The sequence below is a fragment of the Intestinibaculum porci genome, assembly GCF_003925875.1.
Classification (GTDB): Bacteria; Bacillota_I; Bacilli_A; order Erysipelotrichales; family Coprobacillaceae; genus Intestinibaculum; species Intestinibaculum porci.
In genome coordinates this window covers 471,059-491,272 of sequence record NZ_AP019309.1, presented here as the reverse complement: position 1 = coordinate 491,272, position 20,214 = coordinate 471,059, and the positions used below count along the sequence as shown (strand labels likewise).

General features: G+C 36.5%; 16 protein-coding genes. 4 read left to right on the top strand and 12 right to left on the bottom strand.

The features are described 5' to 3' along the window. Positions 1-119 precede the first annotated feature (119 nt). The 5 genes from SG0102_RS02415 to SG0102_RS02395 are packed head-to-tail and all read right to left on the bottom strand — an operon-like array spanning position 120 to position 7,589. Positions 120-941, bottom strand: coding sequence for a class C sortase (locus tag SG0102_RS02415; RefSeq protein ID WP_125118472.1), 822 nt, complete (start codon positions 939-941; stop codon positions 120-122). Between the two features lie 9 nt (positions 942-950). Beyond that, positions 951-1,472 (bottom strand): signal peptidase I, encoded by a 522-nt coding sequence (lepB, locus tag SG0102_RS02410; RefSeq protein WP_125118471.1) that lies wholly within the window; start codon positions 1,470-1,472, stop codon positions 951-953. 36 nt (positions 1,473-1,508) lie between these two features. Further along, complete coding sequence (locus SG0102_RS02405; RefSeq protein ID WP_125118470.1) at positions 1,509-2,501, bottom strand: Cna B-type domain-containing protein; 993 nt, start codon at positions 2,499-2,501, stop codon at positions 1,509-1,511. 5 nt (positions 2,502-2,506) lie between these two features. Then, a complete protein-coding gene (locus SG0102_RS02400; RefSeq protein ID WP_125118469.1) occupies positions 2,507-3,991 on the bottom strand; it encodes an isopeptide-forming domain-containing fimbrial protein in 1,485 nt (494 codons plus the stop codon). Positions 3,992-4,049: 58 nt separating this feature from the next. Further along, positions 4,050-7,589, bottom strand: a complete 3,540-nt coding sequence (locus tag SG0102_RS02395) for a SpaA isopeptide-forming pilin-related protein (RefSeq protein WP_125118468.1) — start codon at positions 7,587-7,589, stop codon at positions 4,050-4,052. Positions 7,590-7,882: 293 nt separating this feature from the next. On the opposite strand from SG0102_RS02395, the gene SG0102_RS02390 reads away from it, so the two are divergent. From SG0102_RS02390 to SG0102_RS02380, 3 genes are all read left to right on the top strand, one after another. Next, positions 7,883-8,170: a hypothetical protein gene (locus tag SG0102_RS02390; RefSeq protein WP_148668823.1), complete on the top strand. Its 288-nt coding sequence runs from the start codon at positions 7,883-7,885 to the stop codon at positions 8,168-8,170. A gap of 120 nt (positions 8,171-8,290) precedes the next feature. Continuing rightward, positions 8,291-8,827: an anaerobic ribonucleoside-triphosphate reductase activating protein gene (gene nrdG / locus SG0102_RS02385; protein ID WP_074731995.1), complete on the top strand. Its 537-nt coding sequence runs from the start codon at positions 8,291-8,293 to the stop codon at positions 8,825-8,827. Further along, a complete protein-coding gene (locus SG0102_RS02380; protein ID WP_125118467.1) occupies positions 8,814-9,269 on the top strand; it encodes an S-ribosylhomocysteine lyase in 456 nt (151 codons plus the stop codon). Before nrdG ends, SG0102_RS02380 begins: the two co-directional genes overlap by 14 nt. A 55-nt stretch (positions 9,270-9,324) precedes the next feature. Here SG0102_RS02380 and SG0102_RS02375 read toward each other — a convergent pair whose 3' ends face one another. The 6 genes from SG0102_RS02375 to gloA2 form a co-directional block, all read right to left on the bottom strand. After that, positions 9,325-10,344 (bottom strand): tyrosine-type recombinase/integrase, encoded by a 1,020-nt coding sequence (locus SG0102_RS02375; RefSeq protein WP_125118466.1) that lies wholly within the window; start codon positions 10,342-10,344, stop codon positions 9,325-9,327. After that, on the bottom strand, positions 10,325-11,302 hold the full coding sequence (locus SG0102_RS02370; RefSeq protein ID WP_157982950.1) for a tyrosine-type recombinase/integrase: 978 nt from the start codon (positions 11,300-11,302) through the stop codon (positions 10,325-10,327). The genes SG0102_RS02375 and SG0102_RS02370 overlap by 20 nt, the downstream gene beginning before the upstream one ends. Next, positions 11,295-12,545: a site-specific integrase gene (locus SG0102_RS02365; RefSeq protein ID WP_125118464.1), complete on the bottom strand. Its 1,251-nt coding sequence runs from the start codon at positions 12,543-12,545 to the stop codon at positions 11,295-11,297. The genes SG0102_RS02370 and SG0102_RS02365 overlap by 8 nt, the downstream gene beginning before the upstream one ends. A 255-nt stretch (positions 12,546-12,800) precedes the next feature. Further along, on the bottom strand, positions 12,801-14,159 hold the full coding sequence (gene ltrA, locus SG0102_RS02360; protein WP_157982949.1) for a group II intron reverse transcriptase/maturase: 1,359 nt from the start codon (positions 14,157-14,159) through the stop codon (positions 12,801-12,803). A 1,294-nt stretch (positions 14,160-15,453) separates the two neighbouring features. After that, a complete protein-coding gene (locus SG0102_RS02355) occupies positions 15,454-17,142 on the bottom strand; it encodes an IS1634 family transposase (protein ID WP_125118462.1) in 1,689 nt (562 codons plus the stop codon). Between the two features lie 659 nt (positions 17,143-17,801). Next, positions 17,802-18,185, bottom strand: coding sequence for an SMU1112c/YaeR family gloxylase I-like metalloprotein (gene gloA2, locus SG0102_RS02350; RefSeq protein WP_125118461.1), 384 nt, complete (start codon positions 18,183-18,185; stop codon positions 17,802-17,804). 92 nt (positions 18,186-18,277) lie between these two features. Between gloA2 and SG0102_RS02345 the strand changes: the two genes are divergently transcribed. Further along, positions 18,278-19,084: a MerR family transcriptional regulator gene (locus tag SG0102_RS02345; RefSeq protein WP_125118460.1), complete on the top strand. Its 807-nt coding sequence runs from the start codon at positions 18,278-18,280 to the stop codon at positions 19,082-19,084. On the opposite strand, the gene SG0102_RS02340 is transcribed toward SG0102_RS02345, so the two are convergent. Further along, the gene (locus SG0102_RS02340; RefSeq protein WP_125118459.1) at positions 19,081-20,214 is read right to left on the bottom strand and encodes an NAD(P)/FAD-dependent oxidoreductase; all 1,134 of its coding nucleotides are present in this window, start codon (positions 20,212-20,214) and stop codon (positions 19,081-19,083) included. The two genes, SG0102_RS02345 and SG0102_RS02340, sit on opposite strands and share 4 nt — an antisense overlap.

Genomic DNA, 20,214 nt, shown 5'->3' with positions numbered 1-20,214 from the left:
CCCAGATGATTCTATTTCAGTTATCGTTTCGTCTTTGACACTTTTAATCGTGACATCACATCATTCATCAATTTATGCCAAACAAAAAACTGGTGAATATACATCCACCAGCTTAATACTTATTCACTTTTAGAAACCTTTGGTTTCTTATATTTCTTATAACGACGGACATTAATAATAACCACTATTAAGGCAATGACTGCCCAGATAGCATCAAAGATAACCGGATCAGCTTTGACAAGATCTCGATGGACTCTTGTAGATAAAGTAGGAATACGATGACCTCTCACTAATAATCGATGAGTATTCACCCCATAAGGTGTACAAGTCATTAATGTACATAAATCTTTCCCTTGTTCTATTTGTAAGTACTTAGTATTGGTCGGTAAAACAACTTTAATCTGATCCACTTTATATGTTAAGGTATTATCCAACGTCTGTAACATAAAGGTATCACCAATCTTCATCTGATCAATATCGGTAAATAACTTAGCACTTGGTAAACCACGATGTCCAGATATAACACAATGCGTACTATTTCCGCCAACTGGTAAAGAGGTTCCTGGAATATGCCCGATCGCTACCTGTAAGATGGCTGCATTATCCCCATGATAGATTGGTAAAGAGATATTCACCTTAGGAATTTCCACATATCCCATAATACCAGTACCCGTAACATCAAGAGTTTTATTATAAACTTTCAAATCAGACTTTGATAAATTCATATTTGTGGTCTTTAACTTCTTATTGTAGTTAACAGCACCATCCCATAATTTCTTATACTGTTTATCTGTTAAGTTTTCAACTTTCTTTTCGTAAGATGCAATGACCTGTGATTTATGCTGCGCATTCCACCAGTCACTAAACGTTGGATAGGCTAATAAACCAATTCCAACTAAAAAGACTAAAGCCACCACGACATTCATTATTTTCCTAACCATAGAGACCTCCTAATGCACACCAAAATGAGGAAGCGGCCAGATTGTTAAAATGACCTTTCCAATAATCTGTTTAGAAGTGACACAGCCTAACGCTTTCACCCTTGAATCTACACTTCTTGAACGATGATCCCCTAAGACAAAATATTTATCCGCATCCACGGTATAAGGATACACAATATCACGATTTTTCAGATCTCCCTTATCAGAAGTATAATCTTCCTTAATCTTCGTTCCATTGACACTGACATTACCACTTTGATCAATCGATATCTTATCATTAGAAACACCAATCACTCTTCTTACCAAAACCTTATTATTATAGTAGAAAGCAATCACATCCCCTTTTTGGATATCTTTCGTCTTATGCACACAAACCAAATCACCATTATTCATAGTATTCGCCATGGCATCCCCTTCTACATGGTAGAAGGGTACAAACGTTGCTACCAATATCATTGCCACGGCGAATACCACAACAATAATCGATACAATCGTTTTCTTCTTTTCCTTACTGATCTTCTTACCTTTCATCGTTATCCTCCACAAAAAAGAACTAAGTGTAAACACCTAGTTCTTAAGAAATCTACCAATAATTATCAAAGCTATACCAGCTGTTATAAAGATCATTATTAATACATTAATATTTGTTTCATCACCTGTTTTCACAGACTGTGTTGATGTTGGTTTCACATTTGAACTTTCAGCATTGGTCTTAGTCTGACCACTATTGCTTGTCTTTACATTACCCTTGCCTCCTTGAGATGTAGCCGTATCAGCTGACTGATCCGCATTATTCTCATTATCAGTAGGCACATTATCAGCATCACTTGTTACAGTAACAGGATTCTTTATATTGGTTAATATAAAGCTTTGTGTATCATTACTTTCACTCACATCAACACTTGATGAATACCCTTGAACCTGATGTTCTTTAATACTATAGTCCTTATTCTCTGTTGTTGTCCAAGAATAAGCATAGTTATTTTCTTTACTCAGTGTCAAGGTTTTTTCTAACTTCTTACCGTTATACAGATCAACTTGAATACTTTTTGGATAATTACTGCCACCATTCCAATGCTTTACAAGCAAATATTTATGAATACTAGTACTAGAATACTTCGTTAGAGCTACCTCATTTGTCTCAGGGAATGCAATAAGTAAGGGCAGATAACTATAGGTTGTGTCTCCACTCGTATAATTATCAATTAATAGAAGGTATACACCTTTAGTTAGAGACGGGAAATAAAGTACATTCCCTGTGGCAATCAGGTCAGTTCCAATCTTACTAGCAGCCAGACCTTTAAAGGTCTGAGCTGCCTGTAAGACATCTTCTGTAGTCTTTAAGTTATTTACATCAATACTCGTTTCCTTCGCATCACGAAATGCATCAGTATACGTATATCCATCATCACTTTGATCCGCTATTTTATAGAGATGTACATGCATACCATTTCTCGTCTGATTCACCTTCAGTGAATCAGTACTCGCATGTACGCCTTGTATGTTTATTACAAGCAGCAGGGTTAATACAAAACTAACAATCCTAATCCATTTCTTCATACATCTTAAGCACGTTTTTTATTTAACACTACATATGCAGCAGCACATGCTACTAAGATACCACCTGCTACATATAATAATGTTGTACCCATGCCACCAGTTTCAGGTAATGTAGAACCCTTCTTGTTGACAACATCAGTAGTTAATGAACCAGCATCTTTATCAGCTGTAAATGTAGCTTCACCAGATACTTTGGATACTGTTAACTCTGTTAACTTAGGGTCAGCTGATTCTTCATCATGTGTAGCTGAGATTGTGAATTCGATTGGAGTAATTGTGTTATATCCAGCTGGAGTTGTTGATTCGATTAACTTATATTCACCATCATCTAAGCCTGTGAACGTGAATGTTGTAGCTTCACCAGCAGTGAATGATTTAACATCTGTGTATGCACCATTAACTTTCTTCTGTAATGTGAAGCCAGCACCAGCTAATGATTTCTTGTCCTGATCAACCTTGTTGACAACTGCTTTATAAGTGAAGACGATATTCTTGTCATCTGGAGTCTTACCAGTTTCACCTTCGCCGCCCTTGTTAGGGTTGTTAGAATAAGTCAAGTTAACTGTATTAGGGTTACCTGCAGAACCGGTAACTGCCTTTTTATTTAATGTTGCTTTGTATGTTACAACAACCTTTGTAACTGAAGTTAATTCAACACCAGCAGTTTTTAAGTCGTCACATGTCCATGTTACTGTAGAGCCATCATCATTTGTTGTGACGTTTTCTGTGAATTTTCCTGTAACCTCAGTAGTACCAATCATGATTTTAGCTGAACCAGTTTTGAAAGATAAGCCTTTGCCCATTGTATCAGTGAAGACATATTTGTAAGATTTGTAGTCGCCAATGTTAGCTGGCATAGAACCTGTGATCTGGTAAGGAATTTCATCACCGATATCATAGTCAGCTGAATCCTGCCAACCAGAAGTTTTACCAGTTGAATCATTTGTATCTTGAACTTTCTTTTCAACAGTAGGAACATCTAATTTAGTAGTTGCTGTAATGTCTTTTACAACTTTTAAGATATATGAAGTATAAGCACCATTTGTTTGGTTCTGAGAGCTAGCTTTATCTTTTACTAAATAGTAACCAGCAGCTAAACCTTCAATTGATGCAGTTTGATTTGCTGCAACTTCTTTTTCAGTACTATTTTGAAGGTATTTCTGTAAATCTTCAGCAAAAGTCTTAACAGGTAAAGAGTCGTTATCTGATTTTGCTAAATCTTCAGCTTTTTTAGCAGCATCACCAAGAGTAGTCTTACCTTCTTCTGAAACACCATTACCCCATTGAACGTTTGATAATATACCTTCACTTAAATCACCAGTGAAGATCTGATAAACTTCAAAAGTATGCGTTGTTTTACCATTGTTTTGTAGCGTAAGTGCGTATGTCTTTGCGTTCGCTGCATTAACAGCACCACCGGCAAAGGCAGTTAATGTGAAGATCATTGCGATCGCAACGATATAACTGAATAATTTCTTAGTTAAATTCATAATTTTCTCCTTTTTCTTTAATATGTTTTATGAGTGTTGTATGTTGAATGTTTGTCTATTACACAACCCTCCTTTTGATATAGCGTACTAATATTACTAGCAAGCCTAATGCGATGAAAACAAAAGCTGCTTGGTAATATTGCTCTATACCACTGCCACCAGTATCAGGCAGTTTGTACTTGATAGATGTATTCGTTATTTCTTTATTGAATACATAACCAGTTTTATCTAAAACTATTTCGCTCTCTTTATTAACGAATAGTTTAGAGTCATTTCTTGTCAAATTTGTTGTATTTTCATTCTCTGTACAGTCTGCATCATAGAACTGAGCTGTTCCATCTTTATTGACTTCTATCACCCAAGGTCCTGATGATTTATATTGATCAGGAGCTTTTGTTTCTTTTAAGTAGTAAAGACTACCACCTCTTAGTGATGAGAATGTCAATTTGCCATCCACATCTGTTGTCAGTGTTGCGACTTCACTAATATCGATTGAATTGATACTTTTATCTACATAGTTGTCCGCAAATTGATAGAGCCTAAACTCTGCGCCCGCAAGAACACGACCATTTTCCGCATCCTTCTTTGTAAGCTGTAAGCCATAGGACTGCTCTGTATTCTTAAAGGCCGCTTCTGAATTACTTAAGAGTGTTAGCTTTGAATTTTCACTATCATATTGATGATTAATATTCTCAGTTCTTGTTCCATCAACAATACGATTTACTTTTATATCCTTAATTGAATATGTTGTTGTTTCAACATTGTTTACAATTTTCGTACCTGAAGCATAAACCGTGAATTGAATCTTGTAGATTGTATGATCATAAGTAATACTTGTATCATCCGAATCTTTTTCTACAAGATAGAATGTATAATCACCAGCATTATCATAGAGGAAGTTTGGAATTGATGCATATATTCTTCCAAGCTGATCTTTGTCTGCATCTTCATTACCCATTTCGGCAACAAATTCATTTGTGCCTGAACCAGCAGTAAATTCATTGCCATCCCATTGAGGTAGAGTTGTTGAATCACCAGTATGTTTATAGATAGCAAATTTAAACTGTTTGTTATCCATTGGCAGATTTGTAGCCGTATTATCAAGTGCTGATTTTAACTTAAAGGCTTTATAGGCTTCTACATGGAATGATGGATAAATCTCATTTGATTCACCCAAAGTCAACATACCATTGGTCATAATACCACCACCATGGTTATGGGAATGGTTACCACTAATATATGTTGAGGCAATAGCTAAAGCCTTCTCAACATCTTCGTTGCTAGGATGAGCACTTAAGCCAATAAACTTTGCTTCTACTCCACCTGCATTATAATGTTGTTCATAAGACTTATTATTATCGAAGGTTCCTTGGTATTCTTCACTACCACCAAGCATTCCATTCGTGATTGTATAAGAGCCAACATTAGCTGCATGGGCTAAGAAATAATCCTGATAATTAGTGCGTTGATTATTTTTATAGAATTCATGAGCTACATAGTCTTCGTTCTTCTTTTCACTTCCAGCGCCAGAGCCTCGTGAATAGTGTTTCCCATTAGCTGTATTGTCATAGATAGCAGCACCCTGATCCGTATTGATACTTGTGTTCCCTGTTGGACAGGCACTGACACCAGCACCAAAGCCATCAGCTGTATTAGTAGAGATAATCGCATTCATGATATTCAACATACCATTTTGCTGGATGAAGATACCTCCACCACCCCAGTCACCACCTGATTCATTTGTTCCTTCTTTAGAACCAGTATTGGTTGTATTGTTGGTGATATAGATAGGATTATCCTTTGATGTAGCACGAATGACACCACGACCAGAGCCACCAATTCTTATGCCTCCGCCTTCACCAGTTTCTGCGATATTAGAAGCAATAACACCACCAGTCAATGTCAGCTTTGCAAGACCATCTTGTGAATAGTAGCCAATATAGAGACCACCACCTGCTTCATTCGATTTGTTACCAGTGACATATCCACCAGACATATTGACCTGTGAATTATTGTCAGCAGCAACACCGCCACCACCATGAACGCTGTAGTGATTAAAAGTTGAGTTACCAGAGGATTTTGTATTATTTGTAATGTAAGCATCACCAGAAATATTCAATATTCCTGATTTCATATAAATGCCGCCACCACTAAATCGGTTAGCTGTAGAATCATTACCATCATGATAAGCTTCATTACCGGTAATAATACCGCCAGTCATATTGATGGTTCCACCACCAGTAGCGCCATTGTTTGTACCATTATTGTAGACGCCACCGCCATTTTCAGCACATCCATTTGTGATAACACCACCACTGATACTTAGAACGTTTCCGGCATTATTCCATATAACATTACCATTACGATTACCAATGAGATAACCACCTGATAAATTCAATGTACCTGTTCCTGAGCCATTACTACCATGCGTTGCGACGACATGAGGTCCAGTGTTGTAGGCTACACCACTCTTGAAATCAAGTGTGCCACCTTTTTCAATCATGAACGTACTATCTTTTCCACTAGTACTTGATGTTTCACTATAGATACGTCCGGCATGAGAAAAAACAACTTCATATTTCTTTGTGGTATCAGTCGTTGTTGTACCATTCACATTAGGTTCTGTGACATAGTAATCAAGGATACTAGGAATATTACGATTATCTTGTGAGTCTTTTTCGGTTGTTAGGCTGCTGAGCTTGCCAACGCCCTCTGCATCAGTAGCAGTAGGCTTGTAATTATCAGCTTGTGAATCAATAATGGTAAGATGCTTGCCTGATTTGATATAGAAATAGGTTTGATCATAGAGTTGTAATTTATTCCCATTTAAATCAATTGTGACATCATTATCAATATTGATTGGGCTACCAATGTTACCAATGTTCTTATCCACTGTTGTTTTACCAACCAATTGATAAGATCCTGATAAGCCACTCTTGACTAAGTCATCAATATTGCCACTTATCTTATTAGGAGCATCAGTGTTAGGATTAGCTTTTAATGGTGCTCGCTTAACTGTTTTAGGTGTTGTTTGTGTTTCATTTGTTTGTGCTTCAGTTGTTTCTGTAGCTTTCTTAATTGTGATTGTTGTTGAAGGTGCACTGAATGCTAGCGTTACTTCATTATTTGTAAAAGTAAGCTGATTTAAAGTTGTATTGATTTGAAGATATACATTTAAGGGATCATCCTGTGGATTATTGATTGTCACCGTTATCTGGTGATCCTTAACTGTGTATGAGCCAATTGGTCCATCACGACTATAATCATGACTTTCACCCGCATAACTATAAATGGCACTAACTGGTGCAACAGTATCCTCAAGAGCAAGATGATCAGGCATTGTCAGACGAATACTATTGTTAACGTCCAAAGATGTCTTAGGAAGTGCTGCCGTGATATTAAAGCGTAGCTTTGTCTGATCGGCTAAAGCTGATTGGTCATAAGCTATGTAACTTCCATCCTTTTCATATTCTAATGCAACTTGAGAAATATATTGAGACAAATCATAATCCGTAGCCTTTGTTGAAAGTGTGAAATTCACAAAGACCATCGTGATTGTCAGTAGGCAAAGAATGATTTTTCCTACTTGCTTCTTCATGCTCGTATTCCCCTTTCCCAAATATTTCCTCACGCTTGTAGCGGTTTCATCATACTATACATAAGAAAGCTCTTACATATAAGAAAACTGCTTTTTATATTATTTTTATTAGACTTACGTTACATATGTATTTATTTCATATCATTATGTCAATAATTATTATATTTTTGTTATATATATATGCAACTTTAGTTTTGCTATTTCTCTTGGCGTTAAAGATGTTTTCATGTCATGCTAAAACTTCTTAATATTTCAAGAACTACCAACATATTTTTATATGTATTAACACTTTTATGAAAAGTGCTATATTGTTAAGTGAAGGTGGTCGTATGAAAAACAAATATGGTTATTATGAAAAAGAAGAAGATGACCTGATTACTCAGGAATATAGGACTGGAAAGCCTGCCTATACTGGTTTGTTGTTAATACTTGGTTGTATTCTTGCTGGATTAATGATTTATATTATATCAGGTCATTTTCATGATCTTCATCATCTCTACTCTTTGCTTGTAGTCATTAGTATTGGTTTGGTTTCTATTGTGATTGATCATTATCTTCATCAAAGGAAAAGTAAGGATTGATAATATTTATGTTGTATATCATACATATTTATTTAAAAATCTAAAAAAGAAGAGTGTCTGCTCTTCTTTTTTATTTGAAGAATGCTAGAATAGTACATTATGAAGGTAAGGGGGGATAATATGCATTATGCACAAATCAGGGAGATTGACGTCGCTAATGGTGAGGGTATACGTGTTTCGCTCTATACACAAGGCTGTCATGTTCATTGTCCTGGTTGTTTTAATGAAGAGACATGGGATTTCAACAAGGGAAAGCCTTTCACCCAGCATGAAGTTGATACTCTTGTAAATCTCATCAACAAGCCTCATATCAAAGGTTTCACACTCCTTGGAGGAGAACCAATGAGTCCTGAAAATAAAGATGTTATTGATGATCTGTTAAAGCAGATTCGTGAACGTTGTCCAGGTAAGGATATATGGGTCTACTCTTCCTATACTTGGGAAGTGCTTTTAGAAAGAAGACCCGAAGCATTATCCTATATGGATATTCTTGTTGATGGACCATTTATTGAAGATTTGAAATATGCGTCATTAAAATTTAGAGGATCATCTAATCAGCGTATTATTGATGTTCAGGAAAGCCTGAAGAATCATACTGTAATACGTCATCCAATTTATGATCCTGATTTAGGAGAAGATTATTATGGAAAGAATTAAGAGTTTTAGTGTTGATCACAGACAGTTAAAGAAAGGTATTTATGTTTCTAGAACTGATGGGGATATTCTTACTTTGGATGTGAGAATGACAGAACCAAACAATGAGCCAGCAATGGACCCAAAGGCTGCTCATACGATTGAACATATTGGTGCTACATGGCTTAGAAACAGTGAAATAGCTCGTCATGTCATCTATTGGGGACCAATGGGATGTATGACTGGTTTCTATCTTATTGTCAGGGATCTTGATTTTGAAGCTGCAATTCCTTATGTGAAAGAAGCATTATCAGTTGTTAGAGATTGGGAAGGTCCTATTCCTGGGGCTGCACCTGAAGAATGTGGCAACTACACATATATGGACTTACCAAAGGCAGAAAGTAGGTCTCTGCATTACTACAGAGACCCCTTATCTTATGCGGAGAAAAACGTTATGTGGATATAATTAGCTTTTTGGTATTATTTTAGGCATTTATCCATAAATAATCTCCGCATAATATTTATAGATCTTGAACTTTAAAGTTTGAAAGAAACTTCAAAAGATCATTTTCTTCAGCCAGTTGTGGCATATATTTGCTTTCTGAGTCAATCAAATTACTAATTTTTGATATTTCCTTCTTTTTAGTTTTTAAGCTTACCTTCGCATAGATCATTGTGGTTGAAATATTCTCATGCCCTAAAAAGTCTCTAATGTATGCAATGGGAATTTCTGCATCTACCATATGAACCGCTCGACTGTGTCTAAACATATGTGGGCTTACCTTCGAGCAAAAAAACGGATCTTTGAGGCATATCAGTTCAACATATTTATCTATAATGTATTCTATGCCGCTTCTTGTAATCTGATCATTTTGTTTATTGACAAACAGGTAATCATCAGACTTTCTATCAAATTTCTTTATATATGATTTTAGAAGTGGCTGAATATTCTCAGACATTGGAATTATTCTAATCTTGTTCCCTTTACCATAAATCTTTACCGTGGGAGCTGTTCCAAATGAAATATCTCTTACTCTTATGTTGCAAGCTTCTGAAACTCGTGCAGCGGTATCATAAAGAAAACAGAGGATTGCCTTATGCCGTAGACCATTCCTACTTCTAATATCTGGCTTATTGATTAGCCGACTCATATTTTCCTGGCTGAGAAAGCCAACTTCCTTACTTTTCTCTCTCATAGATTTGATGTTAATTATACCTTGAAGAGTAGCCATGTTTTCAGGTGATTCAATTTGGCAGAATTTTGCAAACTCTTTCAGAACGGAAAGGCGATGGTTAGCAGTTCTTAATGAATTATTCTTTTTTCTCAATTCTTTAAGAAACTCCATAACAATATCACGATTGAAATCACTTATTACGAATGAGTTAATATCGGTACCATTTTCACTAAGAAAAACAAGAAATATTTTCATTGCATCTTTATAGCTAACTACAGTGTTAGGAAGATAGCCACGCTGATGAGGAAGGTAATCAGTAAGGAATTTGGTTAAGCATATTGCAAAATCAGTAAAATTCTTCTTCATTTTCAGAAATCACATCCTTTATTATGAGATTCGGATATTCCTCTTCCAGCTTAAGCATAAGCGTTGGAAACATTACACGAGTAAGTTTCAAATAATAAGCAGTTTCTATAAATGTCTTATGCCCCATCATTGTTTGTAGGTAAGGGAGATAATTCAAAAGGTTCTTACCTTCATCAACCCACATTTTGAGAACATTGACTGCATAAGTATGACGAAAATCATAGATGCGGGGACCCTTTCCCATATGTCTAATTCCGGCTGCTTTTAAATACTGTCTAAATTTAGTGTAAAGAGAAGCAGCTGATAGAGGTTTGGTGGCTGTTCTTTTAAATAAGTAGTCATCATCATTTGAAAAAACATGGAGATTATCATCTTTAATCATTTCAATGCATCTCTTAGTAAGATCTGGATGTACTGGGACGACTCTATCCTTGTTGTTTTTCCCGCCTCGTATTATTATGTATGATTCAGTGAAATTAAAGTCTCTTATTTTTAGATTTATAAGTTCTGACACTCTCAGCCCACTCGTATAAAGAATTTTAAAAAACAGCGGGTAGTATTTAACTGTTCCAGCAACGCATGAATCGGCAGCTTTAAAGAAATCAAAAATCTCTTGATCAGTATAAATATAAGCACTATATTTTGGCGGATTCCGTACTTGGATGCCGGTCATTGAATAAGTCGAAATTTCTTTCCCACTAAGCTGTTTGGTCAGCTCCCTCATTGCAGTTACACGCTTTTTTTGAGTTCCTAGAGACTCTCCTTTCCGTCTTCTACACCAGTCTTCACAAATATCCTTAGTTATGGCCTTTTTATCCAGGCCAATTGAAACAAGATAATCATCAAGCATGTGTAAACAATCTTCCTGAGTAACGTATTTATATCCCTGTTCATGCTTCAGCTTTAGAATTTCATAAAATTCCGTCTTAAATATACTTTTGAAAATTTTATCAGCCATAACCATCATCCTCCTCAAAAGATAATGGAAGTATACATTCTCTCAGCTTATTAATATCAATCTTTAGATAAACAGTTGTGGAATCAATACTGGAATGCCCCAAAATGCTGGCGATAGTAGAAAGTGGAGCACCTTCTGCTAGAAGTATTGAAGCGCACGTATGCCTCAATGAATGAAATCCATAATGTCTGTTTTCATTAATTTTCATATTGGCTTTATGTATATTATCGGCAATTGTCCTATAAAGTGAATCGCTGCCAGATAATGGTGTAAATGGTTCTTTATGCCTGATAAATACTGTGCTGCATTCAAAATTTTTTGGTCGTCCATTTTGCAGGTAATCTAGAACTGCATCAATTACATTCTTTGGTAAAGGCGTGCAAACATGTATGCATGTCTTACTCTGAGTATAAGAAACCGTATTTTCTTTCCAGTCAAAATTTTGAACCGTAAGCTTTTTTATATCACCAATCCGCATACCAGTGACAGCGGCAAGCATTATCATTGCATACTGCCTTTTGCCCATTGGGGTATTCCGATCTATTGCCCCGAGCAATAGATTGAGTTCCTCCAGAGACCATGCTGATGGAATTTTATCTGTGACAGCTTGGTTTGCAGTTTTTAAATAAATTTTTGGAACATTGTCATTCATTCCGGAATCGCATAAAAAGGAATAGAAATCATTTGTATAAAGAAGATATCTTTGCATGGATCTTATTTCAAGATCATCTCTTAAGATAAAGTAATTATAACAGTCCTGAATAGTAATACAGCTGATGTCGTTCACGTGATGGCTTTGAAAATGAGTAAGTAAACGTCTTGCAAAGCTAACGTATTTTTCACTGGTAACATGTTTTAGACACCTTAAATCAACGTGAACCGAATAATCTTTTAGTATATCCTCAAATTGTTCATTCAGCAGTTGAAGAGATTTGCAACTTGGATGGATACACATATGTTTAGGAAGAAGTGTCTTTGTTTTATCATATGTGTCTAAAATTATTATTGCGCGATAAACTCTTCTCTCTCGAGAAGTTCTCATTTTATTAGTATAAACATTATATCTGTAATGCTTTTCAAGAAAATCAAATGCAGATTCCAAGCTAAATTCTTCAATATTATTATCAGCATTAAAACTCATTAAAGCATTCCAAATTTTGTTATAATCGCCAATGGTTCTATAACTGTAGTTCTGAAGAATCATCAGTTCTTTAACTTCATTAATGATTTGACGGCATAACATAAAATCACATCTCCTTTCTCTCTCACAAGGGGAAGTCACCAAATCATCTTTTCTAATCCTATAGTGACATATTATGCATTGAAAGTAAATAATTATGTTGAATTTATCGAATATATTTCATGAAACAGCACATAACATTTTTCTCCGCATAAGATAAGTTATGAGCACATCTACATAACTTATCAAACCGTACGTGCACTACTAATGCATACGGCTTACCAACTTGTTACAAATTAAAACATAAGAACGAACAAACTATTTAGCATAAGCATTGTTCCAAAATTCCCTTCTTTTTGCCCATTGCACAGAGGTTAATTGAGAATTGGATTTTGATTTAGACCTGCGCTCTCTGAGGATAGAGACATATTCTTCAGGTGTAATGTCTTTATGACACCAGGAATATAATTCAAGGCCGCCTGTGAATAGCCCTATGGTTGAGACAAAGAAATCTATTCCATACTTAACGTGGAGCATAAATCCATCTTTGATTTTAGCTGACTTCTTGCCTCTGTTTGCAAAGTTAACTCTTAAGCGCCCTCTGACATATCCGTCTAACGAATTTGGTTTGAAGATTGCTTTTCCACGGAAAACCTTGCCAGCCTTGGCCGCAAAGACCCTGCAGTCTCTCAGAATTTTATGAGGGATAAGAAGATAATTGAATTTTCCTCTTAGAATCGGATTAAGTATGCTGACCCATTCTTCAAAGGAATGAGAGAAGGTTTTACATGTTTTAGCCTTGATGTCCGATTTAAACTTCTTAATAGAACTTTTACTAGGTGAGTAGGTGAAATACCTTTCACCGTTTTTATTTAGTCTCCAGTGACCAAACGTAAACCCAAGATAATCAAAGTCATCCTTGTCAAAGTCAATAACATAAGTCTTTTCCTCTGCTAGTTCTAAACCAAGCTCATCCAGGACTCTATGTACCACCTGTATCGCTCGCTCAAGATCTTCCTTTGTTCTACATAAAGCCAGAGAATCATCGGCATAACGCACTGACTCTATTTCAGCTTTATGCAGTTCCCAATCCAATTCATTGAGATAAATATTTGCACATAGCGGTGAAATGACACCACCCTGCACAGTACCTTTTGAAGTCTCATACTTGATGCGATCTTCCATGTACCCAGCTTTGAGACTTTTCCAAATGATATCCAGGACTGTTCCATCTGCAATGTACTTATTTAACACCTTCATTAATTTCTTATGAGGGATGTTGTCAAAGAACCCTTTGATGTCAAAGTCATAAATATATTTGAAACCTTTATTCAGCCTATTGGCTACTTTGTAAATAGCATCTTGCGTACCCATGCCAGGTCTGAACCCGCATGAATTTTGGTGGAACACATTCTTCTCAAAGAATCCCTGCACTCTCATAACAATGGCCTGCTGTACTATTCTATCTTTGATAGTTGGTATACCAAGCGGTCTGAGTTTGCCGTTTTTCTTCTTGATATAAACGCGTTTCACCGGCGAAGGCTTATAAGTCTTATTTTTGAGCTCAATTAAGAGTTCATCAATATACTCATCCTCATGTTCCGAGAACTTCTTGATCGACATTTTATCAATGCCTGCACAGCCCTTATTAGCTTTGACGCTCTTCCAGGCATCCATGAGCACTTTCTTATGAAGAATTTGCCCATAGATTGTAAATAGTTTGTGTTTTAATGGGTCGTTCATTTTATTTGCATATCTCCTTTCTACTGAGGCATACGTCTCCCTGGTTGCTTATACAATTTAACTTGCATATACCTGAGGATTTACATTATTGCCCCTACATTTACTTAGAGCCCAAGAGGCCCCCTCCCTTCCGTCCTTCTGACTTTCATCAGCTATCAAACGTACTATGGCATACAGGATTGCCTGTATCGTTACCGTTTATAGGTAACAGGAGTCTGACTTCTGAGTACACCTTGTACCATTTCGCTACGCTTATAGATCAAGGTCCATTAAAGTACCCAGACATCACTGGGTCATTACAATCTCCCTTGTTGTCATGCTTTGTGCTATCACCCCTGCATGCTGACTTGCTAGCTAGTAGTCTATAGTAAGTCACATAGGTCTTCCGCATGGCTTCGCAACGTCGACGCTATACAAAGGCCATATTCACCTTGATTAGATTCAGGCCTGACAACTCGCATCCGGGCCCTCTCCACAGTCCCTCACGAGACTGCAGTGCCCTTCGCTATCCACCTGGCTACTCCCTTGGATGGACAGGGTCTTTCACCCTGTTAGGAGAAAATCTTTCGTGCCATGTTCACCGAATCCTGCCTTTGGGGCTACCTTGGCTAAAGCACTAATTAATAATACGCGATTGTAACTGCCAATCGCACAAAAGAAAGTGCTAAGCACTTCTTAGATGCAGAGTTAGAATATGAATATCATTATCTTGAAGGTAATGAAGAAGCAAAATAGTATTTTATAAAGCAGTTAATGAAAACTGCTTTTTTGTTTAAACAATGCTTTATTAATATACTTATATCCTACGTACAATATAATCTTTTAAAAACTAAAATATATAGAATTTATCATATAAATTAAGATTTTCTTAAGAATTCTATATTTAACAAAATATGCCTAAAAGTATTTATGCAAATGTATTGTAAATACCTAAATAAATGTTATAATTCGTGTTGTCATATATAAGATTGCATCTTAAATACAATTTTATGAAATATGATTTGTTGAAATATTCGGAGGTTAGTATGAAAAAAAGCTATATTGCTGCGATTGCTGCCGGAGCTGTTGTAATTGCCCTAGGTGCTTACATTTATCTTAACTTCCAATGATATTTGCACTAAATAGGTATTAAATCTTTATATGGAGAAATATTTCACTTTCTACAGTATGATTTGTGCTATCTTCCTTCTTCACCATGCAGGATAGCCTCTTTAATATATATTTCATCTTATTTCGATACATGTTCTAGAATTTCGCATAAACTGCGATTTCGTCTTTTCATAACATTTGCATCAATGTCAAAAGACTTCAGAATTGTTTTCTGCGTTTTGGTTGGCGCATGATCAAGAATATAGTTTCCCTGAGAACATCTCATCAGTTCTATTTTCTCAAGTTCCCTAACCGCAGCTGGTACATTCATATAATTAAGCCTTTTTTTCAGGTTTTTCTGTTCCTTTTTCAGTTTTGTATGCATCCTGTTTCTTATGATCAGAGCTATAAACTCAACGAATAGTTTTGTTCTCACAGACTTACTGCTATGAACCCGTAGTGCAGCACCACCCAGATAAGACTTATCTCCTCTAAAAAGCTTTTCAGAAGCATCTCTGCTCTTATAAATGGTAAGAGCTTCTTCTGCAGTCATAGGATCAGACGATATTATGCAGTAATATCCAAAAAGAGAGATTTCTTTCTCTATTACTGATGTTTTTTCGCTCGCACAAACAAACGTCCCATCTTTATGATATTCGATGTGAAAATATTTACTATACTTTTCGGATAGCGTAACCTTCTCACCTGACAGAGAATCCAAATATTTCTGCATTTCCTCAATCTGATCCTCGAATACTGCCATTTCAGCTGCTGCCTTCTCATGGGAATAGTACAGATGAAAATACCTGTGCTTTGAATCTGAAGGATAGAGCTTTCTGGCTACCGTTTTTCCATAGCATCTGTATGGTCTGATTAGGCTGTTTCTGTCACTTTCAAAGCTTCCCTTACAATCAAGAATAATCTCTCTGACAAGCTTCTTTTGGCCCTTCACCATAATTATGAATGGATATTCTGCCTTATCCATATCATGGATATTGGTGCGACTGAAATAACCCCGATCCAGAATAAAGCCAATGTTTCTGTATCCATATCCTGATGCCTTCTCTACCATATATCTTAACTGTGAAACATCAACGATACTGCCTGGGTATTCTTCATAAAACAGCGGAATCTCATTATTTGTATCATAAGCCATAGCAATATTGACAACCGGCAGCCCCTTGTCCACCTTAGGATGTCCAAATTCAACCATATCTATATTCCCTGCCTGACAGTTTTTATTGGTTGAATCATAAGAAATATATATTCTTTCACCATGATCACGATCATGGTTCCAGTCATCAAGAAAACCCTGAATCTGATTATAATCAACTGATGAAAGAAACTCTGAAATCTTAGAATCACTGTAAATCTTCATATCTTCAGTCATCAACGGATGATTATATGCATAATCCGGATAATACTGAGACTGATTTCCTTCCGTAATGATTGAGTAAAAAGCAAGATCCAGAATAAGTGCAGCATCCCTGTCATCAAACCGGTTTTCAAGTATCTTCTTAAGATTGAGCTCTCTTGCCAGCTCAGAAAGGACCATGAATGTGCCGCTCCTGAGGCAGCAGCTTCTTTCAGACTGTGATTCCTCAGAGAACGCCTCAGGCCCAAAATATCTCACATAGTTTTCATTAGGGAACATCATACCGGGGTCATCAGACAGCTTGCCAATGATCGCAAATTTAGGAATTGCATACTTTTTTTCAGGCACATATCTGGTCTCCAGAAGATAACGAACATAACAGCTTTTACCCTTCTTCATAACATTAATTTTACCTTTTTCATCAGGCACTCTGACAGTTTCCTTGTAATACATATTATCACCCTTTTCTTCAAAATATTTAGTGCAACTTTACACTAGTATTATATCATAATTTTAGATGATAATACAGAGAAAAAAGGACAAAACATCATGAAATATTCATAATATTTTGTCCTTTGATCATAAAAAATATATTACTTAGTGCAATTTTTTCTGGAAGTTAAGATATAAGATTTCTTAGCTTTATGTGAATTTTTCTTCTAATGTGTTTTAATAATTTTAGAGATTTCAGTAATATTATGAAATTTTATTTATGTTTTATAGAATTATTGTATGTATTTTTTGAGTTATTTTTATATAATGAAAACTTTTTGCATCCTTGTAATCCCTTTATTAATAGGCTTTTCATTACGTTTTATCTCATAAATGCCACAAAACAAACTTGTATGTTTTTAGGAATGTAAATGTTATATTAATTTTATGTAAAAATATCATGAAATTTATTATGGACGCTTAAAGTCATATATAATCCTATTTATTGTGTATTTTATTCTTAAACAGGTTTCTGCCAATATCGTTAAATATACTGTTATAAAAGGCTTTTCATGCAATTTTTATAGAATTACGTATTTTCGTGAATTTCGTTTTTCTTTCATTTTATGTCATTCATGTGACTTTCCTTCCAAAAGAAAAATGCAGATGTGACTCTGCATTTATTCATGAATTTCTAATGGTAAACCATCTGGATCTTTAAAAAATGTCATCTTCTTATGGGTGTAGGTATCATAACGTAATGGTTCACAGGCAATACCTTTACCTTCTAGTTCTTTAATCGTTGCTTCGACGTCTTCGACGTGGAAAGCTAAATGGCGTAAGCCGCAGGCTTCCTGGGGATAAGAGACACGTTTAGGAGGATTCTCCTCAATAAAGATCTCTAATTCACTATCCCCTAGTTTTAAATCTAATTTGATATCATGACGCTCTTCTCTTTTGTTTTCTCGGATGATCTTAAAACCAAGTTTATGAACATAAAAGTCCATGGTCTTGTCATAATCAGAGGTAATAATCGCCACGTGATGGATTTTCTGTAACTGCATAAAATAAGCTCCTTTCTATACAAAAGTATAATATTTTGTATAAAGAGATACAATTATTTGTGCTACACTAGTAAAAAGAGGAAGTGAAAGACATGAAGCTTTTTAAAATTGGTGAACTCTCAGAGCTTTTTAACATCGGTGTTGATTCTATTCGTTACTATGAAAAAGTAGGTTTATTACATCCCATCCGCAGTGAGAAAAACAACTATCGTCTCTATACCTTAGATGATGTCAGGGTTATGAATACGATCAGAGAATTATTAGACTTAGGCTTTCAGACCAATGATATCTTACAATTTGAAGAAGATCGTTCACTTGATCATATGATGCATATGTTAGAAGATGAAGAAAAAGCGATCCGTAAACAGATCGCTTCTCTTAAAACAAAACAAAAGGGGATAAAGGCCCGTCTTACATCCTTACAGGAAGCGTTAACGTTAGATACCTCAGAAAATATCACGTTGAAACACTTTGATGAAAGAGCAGGCCTGAAGATTGTCGATGGCGATATGCCTGATGTCATGATCAATTATGCTTTAGCGAATTATACGAAAGCTGATGATGATCAGACATCCACCATCGGGGTCTGTGACTGTTATATTCTCAACCCTAATGAAATTAATGAGGAAGGCAATGATTATAAAACCAAGGGGGTATTTTTCTATGCCCCTCATCTTTCTATGCACACCAATTTCACCCTCCCGGCAGGGGATTATTTAACATTATGTTACCGGGGCGGGTTTCATAAATCTTTGCATCTCGTCCCTAAGATGATGAAATATGCAAAAGCCCATCACTTAGAGATCATTGGTGATCCGATTGAGTTTTGTCACATTGACCGCTACGAGACCAGCAATATCGAAGAATATCTCATCGAATTACAGCTGCCCGTTGCCTAGAAGTTATAAAAACGTTCATAACGTAAGGCACTTAAATCTAATAATGGCTTTTCATCCATCGCTAACTGCGCCATCATATAACCAACTGCTGGCGCTGTCCCAAAGCCATGTCCATTAAAGCCGCAGGCGAGAATTAAGCCTGGGGCTTCTTCCACTTTCCCTAACACGCAAACCCCATCACTTGTACAGTCACACCAGCCCGTCCATGATCGCACAATCTTTGCTTTCGCTAAATCTGGAATATAGCCTTCAACCGCGCGGCACGTTGCGCCAAGCGTCGCTGAATGGGCAAAGTTCGTTGTTTCGGGAGGCACATCCATATACGCTTCCGGACCAGCGACCGCGCCGAAGACAAAGGAACCATGATGGGTCTGATGACCATAGAAATCAGCACCCGCTGTCCCCAACATCTGACCAAACATCTTTGGCTGCATTTCCGTGACGATACAGCCATCAATCACATCCTGCATCGGCACATCTAAGCCAATCGTATTCATGATCACCCGCGAATGATAACCAGCGGCTAAGACAATCGTGTCGGCGGCTAATTCTTCACCATCATCCATAATAACTACTGAAACTTTGCCTTTGACTTTCTTTAAAGCTTTGACTTTAGCTTTGGTATAGAACTTCACACCTAATTCTAAAGCTTTCATATAATAGCCTAAGGTGGTGGTCAATGGATTGGCATGACCATCGGTTGGGCAGAAGCTGGCGCCAATAACATCATCCGATAAATAAGGATTGATTTCATGGGCTTTTTCTTTATCGACCATATAAACATCAAGGCCCATTGCCTGGCAGTTAGAAGCTAAAGTATTCAGCTTTTTCATATGCGCTTCATTCTTGCCCAAACGTAAGTTGCCATCCTGGGTATATTCAGTATCGACGCCTAATTCTTCCGATAAAGTCGGCCAGAATTTCTGCACGGCACACATCGCAATGGGTAATTCACGAACATCACGGCCGCTTTGACGGACGCCGCCGCCATTACGACTGCTGGCACCATGACCGATCGAAGCGGAACCTTCTAACACCATCACATCAGTGACGCCGCGTTTCGCTAAATAATAAGCCGTGGCGCTGCCGACAATGCCGCCGCCAATAATAATTACTTTTGCATGTTTCAT

Coding starts and splice junctions, on each gene's coding strand:
- gloA2 (WP_125118461.1), bottom strand. CDS start 18,185: ATGCAGTTACAGAAAATCCATCACGTGGCGATTATTACCTCTGATTAT.
- lepB (WP_125118471.1), bottom strand. CDS start 1,472: ATGAAAGGTAAGAAGATCAGTAAGGAAAAGAAGAAAACGATTGTATCG.
- SG0102_RS02340 (WP_125118459.1), bottom strand. CDS start 20,214: ATGAAACATGCAAAAGTAATTATTATTGGCGGCGGCATTGTCGGCAGC.
- SG0102_RS02375 (WP_125118466.1), bottom strand. CDS start 10,344: ATGAAGAAGAATTTTACTGATTTTGCAATATGCTTAACCAAATTCCTT.
- SG0102_RS02390 (WP_148668823.1), top strand. CDS start 7,883: ATGAAAAGTGCTATATTGTTAAGTGAAGGTGGTCGTATGAAAAACAAA.
- SG0102_RS02405 (WP_125118470.1), bottom strand. CDS start 2,501: ATGAAGAAATGGATTAGGATTGTTAGTTTTGTATTAACCCTGCTGCTT.
- SG0102_RS02395 (WP_125118468.1), bottom strand. CDS start 7,589: ATGAAGAAGCAAGTAGGAAAAATCATTCTTTGCCTACTGACAATCACG.
- SG0102_RS02355 (WP_125118462.1), bottom strand. CDS start 17,142: ATGTATTACAAGGAAACTGTCAGAGTGCCTGATGAAAAAGGTAAAATT.
- SG0102_RS02365 (WP_125118464.1), bottom strand. CDS start 12,545: ATGTTATGCCGTCAAATCATTAATGAAGTTAAAGAACTGATGATTCTT.
- nrdG (WP_074731995.1), top strand. CDS start 8,291: ATGCATTATGCACAAATCAGGGAGATTGACGTCGCTAATGGTGAGGGT.
- SG0102_RS02415 (WP_125118472.1), bottom strand. CDS start 941: ATGGTTAGGAAAATAATGAATGTCGTGGTGGCTTTAGTCTTTTTAGTT.
- SG0102_RS02345 (WP_125118460.1), top strand. CDS start 18,278: ATGAAGCTTTTTAAAATTGGTGAACTCTCAGAGCTTTTTAACATCGGT.
- ltrA (WP_157982949.1), bottom strand. CDS start 14,159: ATGGATGCCTGGAAGAGCGTCAAAGCTAATAAGGGCTGTGCAGGCATT.
- SG0102_RS02380 (WP_125118467.1), top strand. CDS start 8,814: ATGGAAAGAATTAAGAGTTTTAGTGTTGATCACAGACAGTTAAAGAAA.
- SG0102_RS02370 (WP_157982950.1), bottom strand. CDS start 11,302: ATGGCTGATAAAATTTTCAAAAGTATATTTAAGACGGAATTTTATGAA.
- SG0102_RS02400 (WP_125118469.1), bottom strand. CDS start 3,991: ATGAATTTAACTAAGAAATTATTCAGTTATATCGTTGCGATCGCAATG.